This is a genomic window from Dolichospermum sp. FACHB-1091, from assembly GCF_014697585.1.
In the GTDB taxonomy this organism is placed as follows: domain Bacteria; phylum Cyanobacteriota; class Cyanobacteriia; order Cyanobacteriales; family Nostocaceae; genus Dolichospermum.
Genome location: NZ_JACJSB010000018.1, coordinates 80,206 through 95,343, shown reverse-complemented (window position 1 = coordinate 95,343; position 15,138 = coordinate 80,206). Strand labels below are relative to the sequence as shown.

Sequence of the window (15,138 nt, the reverse complement as noted above, 5' to 3'; positions counted from 1 at the left end):
TTATAACATATTATAACATATCTCCATAAAAATCCTCATCTAATAACTGTTCTAAAGTAAAAGGTAAATCAAGAGGATATTCTGATTCATCTGGTTTTCTCACTCCTAACTTAGCATTTTTACTTTCTTTAATTGCCAGCTTTCTAGTATCAGCTTGGATATCTTTAATTAATTCCAAGATTTTTTTAAAGACTTTTTTATCTTCCTTTCCCCACTCACCCAATTGTTCAAAAGCTTCTGGTTCAAATGCTACTTTTTTCATATTCATCTAAATCAACATAAATTAGGTTGCCTTTGTCTACATTTTCCATAGCTTTGAGTAGATGTTGTTTGTTAGCTTCTGATTTGAGAAGATAGGTAGTTTCATCTTCTTCAATAGGTGATTCAACTAGGATAATAACTTCTACAACTGTCCCTGCTGGTAATTCAGTGGTAGATAGTTCGATTTTGCCATCTTTACCGACAATAGCCTTTTGTTTAATTCCACTGAGCATAATTTTTAATTACTCTGATAATGTTTATTATTCCTTCTCAACCTTTAGAATTACCTGGTTAAAAATGTTCTCCAAACCAACCAACTATTCAACTATATCTCCATAAAAATCCTCATCTAATAACTGTTCTAAAGTAAAAGGTAAATCAAGAGGATATTCTGATTCATCTGGTTTTCTGACTCCCAATTTAGCATTTTTACTTTCCTTAATTGCCAGTTTTCTAGCATCAGCATAAGCGATAAAAATTACCTCATGCAGATAATTTTTAAAAGAAGGATTTTCTTGTAAATCTTTTTTAATTCTAAAGCGATGTTCAGTAACAGAACTGTACCAACTTACTTTCATCATTTCAGAAGCATCAGATTGAACAGTTAATTTGAGTAAGTGAGCAATTAAAATTGTTAAATTACTCAAAAAAGACCGTTTTTCCGATTTACCCATATCATCCAGTTCTAATAGTAAATGTTCCCAATCAATATCATGAAAATGTTTTTCTTTGATTTGTGTAATAAGAGTTTCTCGCCACAGATTAAAATCTTGTTCATAGAGTTGATGGTTCATATATACCTCCAAATAAGTTAAGCTACCTGTTCTGCTAAAACTCGACCTTCCACACGCTCATATTCATCCTCAAGTAGCCAAAGTTTTGCTTCTTCATAACTGGAACAAGCAAAAATAATTTTGTAATTTTCTGTAGGATCTAAAATGCAAAAATTATTTTTATCATCACCAAGCAACATCAAAATATAGGGTGGTACAGAGGTAGGGTCAACCCATATTTCTGTAAACTGCCAGTTATTGGCTAGGTCGGGTGCGGGGAATGACATGATATTTATCTCCAGTGACTTTTATTTCACCATAATGCAGAGGAATTTGACTGCCATTAATATCTATTCTATAGCCAATTGCGCTGGCAAAATAGAGTCCATATCGTTGATGATTACGAATGATACCTGTGAACTCGCCATTTTCTATTATGGCTTGTGCTACCCTGAGCATTGTTGCTTCATCGTTAAAGACATGAGCAAACCCTTCTCGCTGCAATAATCTTTGCATTTGTGGTGTGTCTGGGAGATGCTTGGCAATATGTCTAGTGTCTAGAGTTAGTTGCTTCTCTATTCCACTCATTTAATTAGTTAAATAATCTAAATTAATTGAAAACCTCCTAAGTTTAACAAAATTTGAGCAAATGGAGATTTTTCACAGTTAGTAAATCCTACTGTCAAATAACTTTTTTTAAATTCCTTAAATCCTGGTTTATTATTAAGAATAACGTAAGGTTCAATGAATATTTTAGAATTACCTCCATATACTATATAGTTTTGTTCATAACTGTGATCAATTTCACAACCGTAAGGAATAAAACAACTTATAATAATGTAAATTTTTTCATTTTTGAATATAACTAACTCAGATAAATTATCATAATTTTCTCTTTCATAATCTTCATAATTTCCAGACGCTATTAGAAAAATGGGACGCTGTGCTTTAATAGCTCTCTCTATAAAATGTATCTTACTTACACTTGTATTAATTGCTAATTCTTCTCCATGTTTTTTTAGATATTATTAGTTTACCAGATGCGATCGCTCTTTGTTATATCTTTTGCAAAATTGTAGGTTGGGTTAAGCGACAGCGCAACCCAACAGCAGCATATAATTTATTGTTGGGTTTTGTCAACCCAACCTACATCTGACTTTTAAAACATCCTCAAGTTTTGCATTTAGGTTATGTATCCCCATAACATACAAATATACTGTAATTTAGACAAAAATTGATTTATAAAACTCAATTTATTAGGTTGAAAAACTTTAGGTTTTAAGTCAACTTCATACATTTTGCTGATAATTTTATTACCTTTTCCATATCTAATAAATCTTCGACAAAAGCCAATAACACCATCATCAAAATTATGATAAATAACAGAATTAAACGCATAATCAAGATTGCCAATTTCTAACAATCTCCATCCTAAATCTATATCTTCCCCAGCAGCAATATTAATATTTTCATTAAAGTAGCCTATTTTTTCAATAGCTGCTTTCCAAACCATTGAATTAGCAGTAATTAAATACTCTGGTCTTGCATATCCTTGCTGTTCAATTACCTTTAAAGGCACTAAAATTTCTTGTGTTTCATAATATTTTGATAAAAAATCATTTCCCCATGATTTAACATTTCCTGCATATCCAATACAGCCATTCATTGAATTAATATATCCTAAAATCCATGATTTTGAAGGGATACAGTCGCTATCTGTAAATAGAACCCAATCACCTTTGGAATGTTGAATACCTAAATTTCTTGCGGACGCAGGTCCCATTTTTGAGCATTTCAATAAAATAATTTTAATACCCTTAGCTTGAAATTGTTTATTGATAGTAATTCCCTTTTTCGAGAGATTATCAATAATAATAATCTCTCTAGGATAAAGTTCTAAATTGTGGTACTTAAAAAAATTATACAAAAATAAATCAATTCCTTTTTGATTATCCCTTACAGGTATAACTATTGATATATCTGATGGCTTAATATTTATTGGTGCGATTAAATTAGCTTTCTTTTTGGGTTGATAATTGAATTTGCTGATTAAAGTCATAATTTTAAAACTAATGTATTGTAATTATTTCATGAAGTTAAATAGCCTGAAAAAAACACCGTAAACTTGATTAATGGTGCGTTACGGCTTTGCTAACGCACCCTACAGATACTACTAATACTTTTAATAAACCTCATCATGATTACCGATATCAATTACCACAATCATTTCTTCTTGTGTATCTGAATCTTGTTTTAATGTATAGATAATTCGACAATCATACGCTACAGAACAAGCCCATAAACCATCTAACTGACCACTTAATTTATGAGACTTTAAAACAGGATTGAGATAATCAGATGCTAGTAATTCTAATACTTCAGAAATTCTCTCCTGCAATTGGGGATTTTTCCTAATAATTCGCTTCAAGGCTCTTTTAAAACTACTATCCCAAACTAATGTTTTCATTCTTCTTCCATGATATCAGCTAATAAATCTGCCACAGTACCTTTTTTAGCTGTACCTGCTGACAAAGCGGCTAAAGTTTGCTCTGCATTCTTAGCGATTTCTAAACGACGTTTTTCAATCTTCCTTTTCTTAATTAATTCTACTAAAAAATCCTGATCTTCTTGAGAAAGATTTTCCACATATTCAATTACCTCTTGAAAAGATATAGTTTTATTCATAATCAACCCCTAACCACTGCACTTAAAAAACAACCTACCAAAATTATAACATTCATCTTCTCTTCCTCTGTGTCCTCTGTGCCTCTGCGGTTCGTTATTTCATAAAAAAAGGACGAACTCAAAAGCCCGTCCTGAATATTTCTGAAAAAACCTAAATCTTCGCTTCTTCTCTTACCAACTTATCCCAACCCAAATCCTTCAAATTATTATTCCTTCTTAAAGGACGAGTTACCAACTCCAAAACATCACGCGCATTACCAAAACCGTGAATTTGAGCAAAGGTAAACTCCACAGACCACTTAGTATTAATACCTCGTGCTTCCAGAGGATTAGCATGAGCCATACCAGTAATTACCAAATCTGGTTTTAACTCATAAATTCGTTGGACTTGATTGTAATTATCTGGCTTTTCAACAATAGTTGGTAAAGGTGAACCCATTTCCTGACAAGTCTTTTCTAACAAAGCTAATTCCGCAGCTTGATAGCGTTTATCCATGTAAGGAATCCCGATTTCTTGAACAGTCATACCACAACGAACTAAGAACCGGGCTAGGGAAATTTCTAATAAATTATCACCCATGAAAAATACAGATTTACCGCGAATTAATTGCACGTATTCTTCTAAATTTTCCCACATTTGCGCTTCTCTTGCATCTAAACCCTGGGGGGTAATTCCAAATACAGAGCAGATTTTTTCTACCCATGCTCGTGTTCCGTCAGGACCAATGGGGAATGGTGCGCCTATGAGTTTACACTTGCGGCGACGCATTAAAGTTGTCGCAGTCCGACTGAGGAAAGGATTGACACCAGCGACATAATACCCTTCTTCAATCACAGGTAATTCTGTAAACCGTTTTGCGGGTAGCCAGCCAGAAACTTTGATACCTTGTTTTTTCAGTTCTAAGGTTAATTGGGTAACTACTGGGTCAGGTAAAGAGCCAAAAAGTACCAAAGGCGGATGATTTACGTACTCAGATTCATCTTGGGCTACATCTTCTTTTTTCTTACCGAAATTCATCAGCTTCTGAATGGCGTTACGCTCGCCTTTTTCAGTTTCCGATATGGGAGACTTTTCAGGACAACGATGAGCCATAGCGGCTAACACAGTGTCCTCTCCTTGGGTAAATGCGTAGTCGAGTCCGTTAGCACGAGCGACAACAATAGGAATACCAATTTCCGCTTCTAATTTAGGTGCTAAACCTTCTAAATCGGTTTTAATAATTTCCGTAGTGCAAGTACCAATCCAGACAATTACACTGGGATTGCGATCGCGTTTAATTTGCTGACATAATCGTTTTAATTCTTCATAATCATTCAATTGTGCGGAAATATCCCCTTCTTCTAATTCAGCCATAGCATAGCGAGGTTCAGCAAAAATCATCACCCCCATGGCATTTTGCAGGAAGTAACCGCAGGTTTTTGTGCCAATAACTAAAAAGAAACTATCTTCAATTTTTTGATATAGCCAAGCCACACAACTAATCGGACAAAAAGTGTGATAATTTCCAGTTTCACATTCAAAATTCAAAGCTTCTGGCTGTTGAGCAACGGTCATTTTAATATTCTCCTTTTAATTTTTTCAGATTGTCGAACAGATAATTAAGGATCAAAAATTAAGTCAAAAGTCAAAAGTCAAAGTTTAATTTTATTTAATTAATAACTGTTGGCTTCTGCCTTTTGACTTTTATCACCCGCTTTCAATAATTAATTGTCAGGAAAAAGACGAGCCATTTCGGATTCATTAAATACTTCAGATGGCAGTTCTTCTATTAACAAATTGTTATTTTCTTCGCCCTGGTGCAAAGATTTTTTATCACCCCAGATGTCCGATACTACATCATCAAACCGGTTTTTTGCTGATGTATTTAGTTCATCAAAGGAATTATCTACGGATAAATTTATCCCATTCAAAACATTGCTATTAACTGAAGCGGGGGCATTAAACTCACGGTTATCGCTTGTACCCGTCGAATTAGAACCAGGGGGAAGGGAGACATTACCGAAATTATCCATGGTTTTTCCACTGGATATTGCTTCTGACTCCTGAGCAATTTCCGGTTCAGAGATATGTTCCATGACCACCGCCGGGTGACGGGAATATATCTCTTGTTCTAAACTGGGACTAAGACGATTACCAAGGACAATATCTGAGTCAAAATTCAAACCCAGAACTTCAATCAAAGTATCCACATCTGGATTGAGTTTAGCAAAGGGAAACATTAACCCAGCCAATTTCGGTTCTAGAGCATTGATGACTCCCAGAATGAGGTAAGAAGACGGTCGTTTGCCGCCGTCAGGGGTGTAAACTGATTCAACAGTCATTAGCAGAGTAATCCATTCACGATTTGCTTGAAAGAATTGCAACCACTTTTGTTTGAGTGAATCTGTAAAACTATCAAAAAAAGCCATATGCCCATTCTGAGAGGTAAGATATTTTAGACAATCATCAAGTCTAGTTCCTCTTCAGGATTTGCGGTTTGTACTTTTACAGGATTGAGATAAAAATCCGATAATAGAGAAAACAGTTCACGGTCAGGAGAGTCGTTAGGAACAACACCTTCTGGTTGGGCGAGAATTTGATCAGCTATATTCAGGTAATAATCGCAAACGTAAGCAAGAGAAGGATCTGACTCGGCCATTTCAAACAGGGTTTTGCCTTTAACACGGGAAACCCGGATATCTTCAATTAAAGGTAATACCTCCAAAACAGGCATGGGTACGGCTTCTATATATTTCTCAATTAAATCACGCTTAGAAGTCCGATTACCAATTAACCCCGCTAGACGCAATGGGTGAGTGCGGGCTTTTTCCCGTACCGACGCAGCAATCCGGTTAGCAGCAAATAAGGCATCAAAGCCATTATCTGTAACAATTAAACAGTAATCTGCATAATTTAAAGGTGCTGCAAAGCCACCACAAACAACATCACCAAGTACGTCAAATAAAATTACATCGTACTCATCAAAAGCATTAAGTTCTTTTAATAATTTAACTGTTTCCCCAACTACATAGCCACCACAACCAGCACCGGCTGGAGGACCACCTGCTTCAACGCAATCAACACCACCATAGCCTTTGTAAATTACATCCTCTGGCCAAACATCTTCGTAGTGATAATCTTTTTCTTGCAGGGTGTCAATAATGGTGGGAATCAAAAACCCTGTCAAGGTAAAGGTGCTGTCATGTTTAGGATCACAGCCAATTTGTAGCACTTTTTTACCGCGTTTAGCTAGGGCTACAGAAATATTACAACTGGTTGTAGATTTGCCGATTCCACCTTTTCCGTAAACTGCTAGTTTCACTTTTGTGCCTCTCTTATAGTTTTTTGACAAACTCTTAACTCAAACATTTACCCGCATCCATATTCAGGAATGTGTGAGGTATGTAAGTGCCATTATTGTGCAAATTCTCCAGAAAGGAAAGGGGGTTGTAATTTAAAAAATATTGATATAGGACGTTTAATGATGAAAATTTAAGATTTTTCGATAAAATTAGCACCTAATTACCATAAAATACCCTAAAAATCTTAAAAATAGTATTTTTATTTACTTTTTTTATAAAAGTAGTTTTAAAAGACAAAAAAAATATCCTATCTAAAACTTGATTGATTCCATAGTCTCTGCTTATCATGATCCCAATTGATCATATTGGGGGAATTTACCGTGTATGCTAGGAAAATCCTATTGTCAGCAATAAGTTGCAAATAAAGGCAGAATGTTAAAATCAGGGTAATTAGGGGATCTGAAAGCTGAAGAAAATTGAAAGTGAAGAGATATTTACAAGGGTGACTTCCCTCTTATTCAGCATTAACCCTGGATTAGTAAATATTTATTAAATTAGGAAATATCTGATATAAAACTTAACAACTGACCACTAACAACCGACCAATGACTAAAAAACAAAAATTTCCTTACTTAGTTGGTTCTAAATGGACTGCACAACAGAAAGTTGATGGTTGGAGACATTTTCAGGTTGTTAACCGCAAAAATCAGGGTAAGTGGGTATATGCGGAAATGGTAGCAGCCTGTGATCCTCAAGTCCGCTTTTGGTTAAATGCTAAATTATTACAGGACAACTCCCAATGGTGCGCTGGGTGGCAAACTTTACAAGAAATTAACTCCATTGACAGCAAATAATTTTAGCAATTAAGAGCAATTAAGCTGTGGCGTTAGATAATTCTCATTATGCGTAATTGTCAATTCCAACTCGAATAATTCAATATTGCATTTAAACCGACATTTCACTCTTTCTGGTACAGAACTGCTGAAAATCTGGTGTAAATGTTCTAGATAAACAATTCTATCTACCAGAGTAAAGCTATGATTCTCATTCAGGAAATCAAATATTCTCTGAGTATCACAACCTCAGTATTGTACGTGATATCAATGAAAATTTAGATACCGACCAGAACTAGCTTCTGTGTAAACCAACTCCGCTCCCAGAGTTAGGAATAAACCATCTGTACTTAGAGGTTTAAATTCCAAATTTGGCGCAATTAAGTTCGGAAATTGGATATTGGCAATAATAGTTATTAATCGAGTTGGATAGACAAAGGGTAAAAAACTACTTTCTATTGTGCTGATACTACAACTACTTGCATTTTTCCATAAACTTTGACATTTACGTTTTTGAATGGTGGATTTTTGACTTTTCTGACATTCAAGGCGTTAAATTTGACCCAGTAGTTCTAATCATTCCATTCACCGCGAGGGGGAATAGGTGTGCGGACGGGGGTACGTGTTAACTCATCATCTCTGTTAAAATCACCTCTTAGCCACTGACGGATAGCTACCTCAATCACTTTACTGGGATCATTAGTGAGATGTTGAATTTGTTCTATTAATTCAGGATCTAAATGGAGCGCGATTTCTTTTTTATCAGCGCGTCCGGTATCTGTATTTTTAGGCTGTTCTTGCATATTCATGGGCTTAAATACTGTGAATTTTTTTTCTTGAAACCGTGATCAATCAGTTATGATATTTATAATCTGTGCCTATTTAATTGTAAGCTGCTAAGTCAGCATCGCTAGGAGCTATAAATAGATTTAACATAATAACTTAAGTTGTTAGTTAGGCGCGGTCTCAGAATCGGAATGTCCAAAACTAAAGATTAAAAGATAAACAGCCTGAAAACAGGGATTTTATCACCAATTACCCATTACCTATTACCAGTCTCAACTAGATAACTAGCAACTTGAGTTAAAATACATGAAGTAAATAGTTTCACTTTGGTTTGCTTGAGGGCAAAAATGGTATATGACTGACGTTCCCGCAGATCGCATTCGCAATTTTTGTATTATTGCTCACATTGACCACGGAAAATCAACTCTCGCTGATCGTTTACTACAGGCCACTGGTACTGTAGAAGATAGACAGATGAAAGAGCAGTTTCTGGATAACATGGATTTGGAACGGGAGCGCGGCATTACAATTAAGCTGCAAGCTGCCCGGATGAATTATACTGCTAAAGATGGTCAGCAGTATGTTCTCAATTTAATTGACACTCCTGGTCATGTGGACTTTTCCTATGAAGTGTCCCGTTCTCTAGTTGCTTGTGAAGGGGCATTACTGGTTGTAGATGCGTCCCAAGGTGTAGAAGCACAAACCTTAGCCAATGTCTATTTAGCCCTAGATAGTAATCTAGAAATTATCCCGGTTTTAAATAAAATTGATTTACCAGGGGCTGAACCAGAGCGAGTAATTGGGGAAATTGAAGAAATTATTGGTTTAGACTGTAGTGAGGCGATTTTAGCCTCTGCTAAGGAAGGAATTGGTATTCCTGAAATATTAGAAGCAATTGTCGAACGAGTTCCCCCACCAGCTAATACTATTAATGAAAGTCTCCGGGCGTTAATTTTTGATAGTTACTACGACAGTTACAGAGGTGTAATTGTTTACTTCCGGGTTATGGATGGAACTGTCAAAAAAGGCGATCGCATTTACTTAATGGCATCAGGTAAGGAATATGTCATTGATGAGTTAGGTATTCTCGCGCCCACTCAAAAACAAGTAGAAGAACTTCATGCTGGAGAAGTGGGGTATTTAGGCGCGGCAATTAAAGCTGTAGCTGATGCTAGAGTAGGAGATACTATTACCCTATGTAAAAACAAAGCCGCAGAAGCTCTACCGGGTTATGCAGAAGCTAATCCCATGGTATTTTGTGGTATGTTTCCCATAGACGCAGATCAGTTTGAAGACCTACGGGAAGCTTTAGAAAAATTAGAACTGAATGATGCTGCGTTACAGTATGAACCAGAAACCTCTAGCGCCATGGGTTTTGGTTTCCGGTGCGGGTTTTTGGGATTACTACACATGGAAATCGTCCAGGAACGCCTAGAACGGGAGTATAATCTAGATTTAATCATTACCGCGCCTTCAGTGGTGTACAAAGTCGTCACCAACAAAGGTGAGGAGTTATACATTGATAATCCCAGTCGTTTACCCAGCCCCAATGAACGGGAGAGAATTGAAGAACCCTACGTCCAAGTAGAAATGATTACTCCAGAAATCTACGTCGGTTCATTAATGGAGTTGTCACAGAACCGTCGGGGAATTTTCAAAGATATGAAATATCTTACCCAAGGACGGACTACACTCACCTATGAATTGCCCTTAGCGGAAGTTGTCACCGACTTTTTTGATCAAATGAAATCCCGTTCTCGCGGTTACGCCAGTATGGAATATCATCTGATTGGTTATCGGGAAAATCCCCTGGTAAAATTGGATATTATGATTAACGGTGATCCAGTAGATTCTTTAGCCATGATTGTCCACCGAGATAAAGCTTATAATGTCGGGAGAGCAATGGCGGAAAAACTGAAAGAACTCATTCCCCGTCATCAATTCAAAGTCCCCATTCAAGCATCCATTGGAGCTAAAGTCATTGCTAGTGAACATATCCCGGCCATGCGGAAAGATGTCCTCGCTAAATGCTATGGTGGCGACATCAGCCGGAAAAAGAAACTGTTACAAAAGCAAGCCAAAGGCAAAAAACGGATGAAGGCTGTCGGTACAGTTGATGTACCCCAGGAGGCTTTTATGGCTGTTTTAAAGCTGGATAAAACCTAATTTCCAGATTTTTGTCCTATTCATGCCATCTCGCCTGTAATCTAAGTGAATACAGGCGATTTCACTTTGAAAATTAACCAAAGATAGTTCTTCCTCTTTGTAGAAATTTTAACTTATTTAAAATTGTTTGTCAATATCTTCTACTGATGAGAAAATAGAACCTGCCACAAAAAAGCGATCGCACTCCGTAAATCATGGATAGCGATCGCTTAATATAAATTCAGGAAATCTTAGTAACTTACAGCAGTTTTCGGCGATTTAAACCAAACTTTGATTACCTTCTTCCTTTGCGTCTTTCCTACTTTGCGCCTACCCTTCGGGATCTCTAAGAGAGATTGCGCGAAACAAAAACCGTGGTTCATTTACCTGAAATTCGCTGTAATTAGGACTTACGCAAGTGTCACACCAAAAATCTGTTGTAGGGTGCTTTACTACTGCATAAATCCTGCAAATAAACAGATTGTTGATATCTGACGCACCCTACCAATGTGCCAGTTGCGTAAGTCCTGTTAATAATAGATCAATTACCAATTACCAAATCAACCTGTATACCATTCTGGAGTCAGCTTATCTGCATCAGCAACAGGAGTTTCCGTAGCTTTTGTACCATCCATAGTCCAGATAGTATCAGCACCTGTTTGTTGATCACGCCAGTAAACATCAGTCTTACCATCACCATTGAAATCACCAAAAGATGGTGTCAAACTTGGGCTATTACTGGGTAGGAAGGCTTCAGAACTCACGGCTGTACCATCCATCAACCAAGCAGTGTTTTCGCCGGTTGTCTTATTGTGCCAGAAGATATCAGTTTTGCCATCACCATTGAAATCCGCAATGCTGGATGTCCAATTTGAGTCAAAGGTTTTGAGATTACCTTCTGTGACTATAATGCCATTCATATTCCAAACCTTGTTCTCACCCGTTTGTGAGTTAGTCCAGAGAATATCGGTTTTGTAGTCACCATTGAAATCGCCAAGTTTATAAGTCCAAGAAGCGTCCTGTGATTGCAAAGTGTACTTAGTTGCTTGAGTTCCGTCCATAAACCAAACACTATTCTCGCCAGTTGTTGCATTACGCCAGAAGATATCACTCTTACCATTACCATCAAAATCCACAATGCTGGCAGTTAATAATGGATCAGTAGTCTCTATAACAGTTGCACTCAGAACTTTTGTACCGTCCATATTCCAGATAGCATTTTGGCCTGTTTGTGCATTGTGCCAGAAAATATCAGTTTTGCGATCGGCATTGAAATCGCCAATACTAGCAGTCCAATTGGGATCAACTTTGTCTAAAGCAACTACATTAGCAACTTTAACCCCATCCATTAGCACCAGAGTATTTTCGCCAGTTGTCTTATTACGTAATAAGAAATCTGTCTTATTATCACCATTGAAATCGGCAAATTTGTAATCATAAGCGGTTAAGTCATATTTACCCAAAGATCCCTGTTCTTGAATCTTTGTACCATCCATCAGGCGAACTATAATTTCACCAGTTTGGACATTAACCCAAAGTTTATCTGTTTTACCATCACCATTAAAATCAGGAACAATGGCTGCACTAGTTAAATAAGGATTAGGATTAGGGTTAGCACTACCAACTGGTAATTGATCTAATGGACTTGTTGGAAATTGATCTAATGGACTTGTTGGTAATAATGGATCTGCTTGTGCTGAAGGATTGGAACTTTTACCAGTAAAAGATGACGGATTTAAATCGCTGCTTAGTGGTGATGCTGGCTCATTTTGAGCTTGTAATCCATAAGTGCTTGTATCTAAAGATAATTGATCAGGCATGATGTGTTTTTATGAGTAATTAATATCAATTTTTAATTTGCTTTTGATGAAGATTCTGTAAACAACAAACATTTGCTTAATTAATTTTCTTGAATGTCATTATTTATGGACATTTTAATAATATTCATCAATATAGGACTTATACACGAGTCTGGGAATAACGAACCACTTCAGACACAGATATCACGGAGAAATCAGAGTTTAAATGACCATCGCCACCCCATAGTGGCGATAGGTAAAAAACTCCTAATTAACCACCAATCCTTTGCTTGCTAACCATTCACTATTAAATATCCGTGATTGATAGCGAGAACCACTGTCACACAAGATAGTAACAATAGTATGTCCAGGTCCCAATTGTTTAGCCAAAGCCACAGCCGCAGCGACATTAATTCCCGTTGAACCACCCATTAATAAACCATCTTTTCTTAATAGTTGATAAACAACTCGCAAGGCTTCTGAATCATCAATTTGGATCGCATCATCAATAGGTACGCCTTTCATATTAGCTGTAATTCTGCTATTACCGATACCTTCAGTAATAGAATTACCTTCTATTTTGATTTCCCCAGTTTTGATATAGCTATATAGTCCACTACCCAGAGGATCAGCAACAACACATTTAATGCCGGGATTTTGCTCTTTTAGGTACATGGCGACACCAGCATAAGTACCACCAGTACCAGTCGCTGCTACCCAACCGTCTATTTTACCATCAGTCTGTTGCCAAATCTCTCTACCTGTGGTTTCATAATGGGCGACACGATTAGCTAAATTATCAAACTGATTAGCCCAAATTGCGTTTTCCATTTCTGCCGCAATTCTACCAGATAGTTTGACGTAATTATTAGGATCTTTGTAAGGTACAGCAGGAACAGGACGAACTTCCGCACCCAATGTAGTTAAAGCATCTATTTTTTCTTGAGATTGGGTATTGGGAATAATAATCAAACATTTGTAACCTTTGACATTGCAGATGTGCGCCAATCCAATTCCCGTATTTCCAGCAGTTCCTTCTACTACTGTGCCACCGGGATTAAGTAGTCCTTTTTTTTCTGCATCTTCGATGATGTAAAGTGCAGCCCGATCTTTGACAGAACCACCAGGGTTAAGAAATTCCGCTTTGGCCAAGATTTCACAATCTGTTTCTTCACTAAAACTGTTTAAACGAATTAGTGGTGTGTTCCCAATTGTACCGACAAATCCATTTTTGATATCCATGTTGAGTCTAAATAAATTTTTCCTGATTAAATTTTGACATTTAGTGTTGCTGAATAAAAGTATAAATTTATCTCACCCAGAGGTGATCAAGATGCAAAGGGAAAGAGGTCAACTGATGTGCATTATCATATTTTCCTAATTTCATTAATTTTTTAGAAAATCATTATTTGTGCTATAATCATAGCCCTAGTCATGGTTTTCTGACCACTCGTTTTCTCGGAAATTCCGTACCCAATTAGCATTACCTAAGTCTTGACGGTCTTACCACATTCCGATAAAGCCATCATTCTTTAAATCAACCAGGACTTACGCAACTGGCACATTGGTAGGGTGCGTCAGATATCAACAAGCTGTTTAGCTATCTTGTCACCCTTTAAGCTGCGCGAATGAATATAAGATTGTGTAACATTTTCGGTTGCTTCGCAACACGGACACAGACAAACTAATCTAAATCAAGGTTTTTAATCACTCGTTTTATGGGGATGATTATTAAAATATTTCACTCACATTAATATGCACATCAGGAAAAGCTAAAATTGATAAAACTTGATTTTTTACTAACTTCTGTACATCTTGATAAACTCCCTGAAGAGGATTTCGATATACTTCTATAACCTCTTGATTAACATCTAATAACCAAACTTCAGGAATATTTGCTTCTGCATATAAAGGAATTTTTACTTCCCGATCATATTTTACCGTTGTATCGGCAACTTCTATTTAGGACTTACGCACAAGTCACGGAATAATGAACCACGTTCGCGGAGCGTCCCGTCAGGGATAGGAACGAAGAAAACGAAGAAAAGAGGGTTTGAGAGATATTTTGCGTAAGTCCTGCTATTAACAAAAATATATCTTCTGGTTGGGGGTGTGAATTTCTATAAAAATCTGGACGTGGTTTTAATAATGCTATATCTGGTTGGGGTTCAGAAGTTTCATCTAATTCTACGGGATTTTGAGGTGCAAGCACTATTTGCTTTCCCAGAAGCTGAATCAGGAAATTAACTAATCTATTGACACAACCAGCGTGTCTTCTGCCAATAGGTGACATATCTATCATTTCCCCCCGAATTAATTCCACTCGCTCATTTTCTGACAAAATACCAGCTTCAGCCATTTGGTGAAATTGCTTAACTGTAAATTGGTGTCTGACTAATTGTAAAACCATTGTCACCTCTATTTGGATTTTAATTGAGATGGATAAAACTAGGGAATATATTAGATATTTTACTTCCAAAAATCAATTCCTGTGGAGTCGTGATTGCACTAGTACAGCATGGCGTAAATAAACCCACCATTATGAACCTTGAAACAATCATCATTTGCAGTCTT

The 15,138-nt window shown here is 36.7% G+C and carries 17 protein-coding genes and 1 pseudogene; 2 read left to right on the top strand and 16 right to left on the bottom strand.

The window, feature by feature from the left end:
* Positions 1–10: 10 nt before the first annotated feature.
* The 11 genes from H6G25_RS13245 to bchL form a co-directional block, all read right to left on the bottom strand.
* Positions 11–262 (bottom strand): type II toxin-antitoxin system YoeB family toxin, encoded by a 252-nt coding sequence (locus H6G25_RS13245; RefSeq protein ID WP_190392873.1) that lies wholly within the window; start codon positions 260–262, stop codon positions 11–13.
* Positions 243–494 carry a hypothetical protein gene (locus H6G25_RS13240; RefSeq protein WP_028091509.1) on the bottom strand — a complete coding sequence of 84 codons (252 nt, stop codon included), beginning with the start codon at positions 492–494 and terminating at the stop codon, positions 243–245. Before H6G25_RS13240 ends, H6G25_RS13245 begins: the two co-directional genes overlap by 20 nt.
* Before the next feature lie 84 nt (positions 495–578).
* Positions 579–1,055: a DUF29 domain-containing protein gene (locus H6G25_RS13235; protein WP_190392865.1), complete on the bottom strand. Its 477-nt coding sequence runs from the start codon at positions 1,053–1,055 to the stop codon at positions 579–581.
* A 17-nt stretch (positions 1,056–1,072) separates the two neighbouring features.
* Positions 1,073–1,321: a hypothetical protein gene (locus H6G25_RS13230; protein ID WP_027400717.1), complete on the bottom strand. Its 249-nt coding sequence runs from the start codon at positions 1,319–1,321 to the stop codon at positions 1,073–1,075.
* Positions 1,290–1,622: a hypothetical protein gene (locus H6G25_RS13225; RefSeq protein WP_190392864.1), complete on the bottom strand. Its 333-nt coding sequence runs from the start codon at positions 1,620–1,622 to the stop codon at positions 1,290–1,292. The genes H6G25_RS13230 and H6G25_RS13225 overlap by 32 nt, the downstream gene beginning before the upstream one ends.
* 595 nt (positions 1,623–2,217) lie before the next feature.
* Complete coding sequence (locus tag H6G25_RS13220; RefSeq protein ID WP_190392863.1) at positions 2,218–3,093, bottom strand: glycosyltransferase; 876 nt, start codon at positions 3,091–3,093, stop codon at positions 2,218–2,220.
* A 123-nt stretch (positions 3,094–3,216) separates the two neighbouring features.
* Positions 3,217–3,501 (bottom strand): type II toxin-antitoxin system mRNA interferase toxin, RelE/StbE family, encoded by a 285-nt coding sequence (locus tag H6G25_RS13215; protein ID WP_190392862.1) that lies wholly within the window; start codon positions 3,499–3,501, stop codon positions 3,217–3,219.
* A complete protein-coding gene (locus H6G25_RS13210) occupies positions 3,498–3,719 on the bottom strand; it encodes a hypothetical protein (protein WP_028091515.1) in 222 nt (73 codons plus the stop codon). Before H6G25_RS13210 ends, H6G25_RS13215 begins: the two co-directional genes overlap by 4 nt.
* 151 nt (positions 3,720–3,870) lie before the next feature.
* Positions 3,871–5,274: a ferredoxin:protochlorophyllide reductase (ATP-dependent) subunit N gene (locus H6G25_RS13205; protein ID WP_028091516.1), complete on the bottom strand. Its 1,404-nt coding sequence runs from the start codon at positions 5,272–5,274 to the stop codon at positions 3,871–3,873.
* A 149-nt stretch (positions 5,275–5,423) separates the two neighbouring features.
* Positions 5,424–6,128: a DUF5331 domain-containing protein gene (locus H6G25_RS13200; protein ID WP_190392861.1), complete on the bottom strand. Its 705-nt coding sequence runs from the start codon at positions 6,126–6,128 to the stop codon at positions 5,424–5,426.
* A 26-nt stretch (positions 6,129–6,154) separates the two neighbouring features.
* The gene (bchL, locus tag H6G25_RS13195; protein WP_347239181.1) at positions 6,155–7,021 is read right to left on the bottom strand and encodes a ferredoxin:protochlorophyllide reductase (ATP-dependent) iron-sulfur ATP-binding protein; all 867 of its coding nucleotides are present in this window, start codon (positions 7,019–7,021) and stop codon (positions 6,155–6,157) included.
* Positions 7,022–7,606: 585 nt separating this feature from the next.
* Here bchL and H6G25_RS13190 point away from each other — a divergent pair.
* Positions 7,607–7,855, top strand: a complete 249-nt coding sequence (locus tag H6G25_RS13190) for a TIGR02450 family Trp-rich protein (RefSeq protein WP_190392859.1) — start codon at positions 7,607–7,609, stop codon at positions 7,853–7,855.
* A 551-nt stretch (positions 7,856–8,406) separates the two neighbouring features.
* On the opposite strand, the gene H6G25_RS13185 is transcribed toward H6G25_RS13190, so the two are convergent.
* The gene (locus tag H6G25_RS13185) at positions 8,407–8,643 is read right to left on the bottom strand and encodes a hypothetical protein (protein WP_028091518.1); all 237 of its coding nucleotides are present in this window, start codon (positions 8,641–8,643) and stop codon (positions 8,407–8,409) included.
* 331 nt (positions 8,644–8,974) lie between these two features.
* Between H6G25_RS13185 and lepA the strand changes: the two genes are divergently transcribed.
* Entirely contained in the window at positions 8,975–10,786 is a 1,812-nt protein-coding gene (gene lepA / locus H6G25_RS13180) for a translation elongation factor 4 (protein WP_190392858.1), read from the top strand.
* Between the two features lie 539 nt (positions 10,787–11,325).
* Here the strand turns inward: lepA and H6G25_RS13175 are convergent.
* The 4 genes and pseudogenes from H6G25_RS13175 to H6G25_RS21540 form a co-directional block, all read right to left on the bottom strand.
* On the bottom strand, positions 11,326–12,585 hold the full coding sequence (locus H6G25_RS13175; RefSeq protein ID WP_190392857.1) for a VCBS repeat-containing protein: 1,260 nt from the start codon (positions 12,583–12,585) through the stop codon (positions 11,326–11,328).
* Positions 12,586–12,831: 246 nt separating this feature from the next.
* Positions 12,832–13,806, bottom strand: a complete 975-nt coding sequence (locus H6G25_RS13170) for a cysteine synthase A (RefSeq protein WP_190392856.1) — start codon at positions 13,804–13,806, stop codon at positions 12,832–12,834.
* A 489-nt stretch (positions 13,807–14,295) separates the two neighbouring features.
* A complete protein-coding gene (locus tag H6G25_RS21545; RefSeq protein ID WP_347239182.1) occupies positions 14,296–14,526 on the bottom strand; it encodes a Uma2 family endonuclease in 231 nt (76 codons plus the stop codon).
* Positions 14,527–14,644: 118 nt separating this feature from the next.
* A pseudogene (locus tag H6G25_RS21540) lies at positions 14,645–14,974 on the bottom strand (Uma2 family endonuclease); the annotation flags it as partial.
* Positions 14,975–15,138 lie beyond the last annotated feature (164 nt).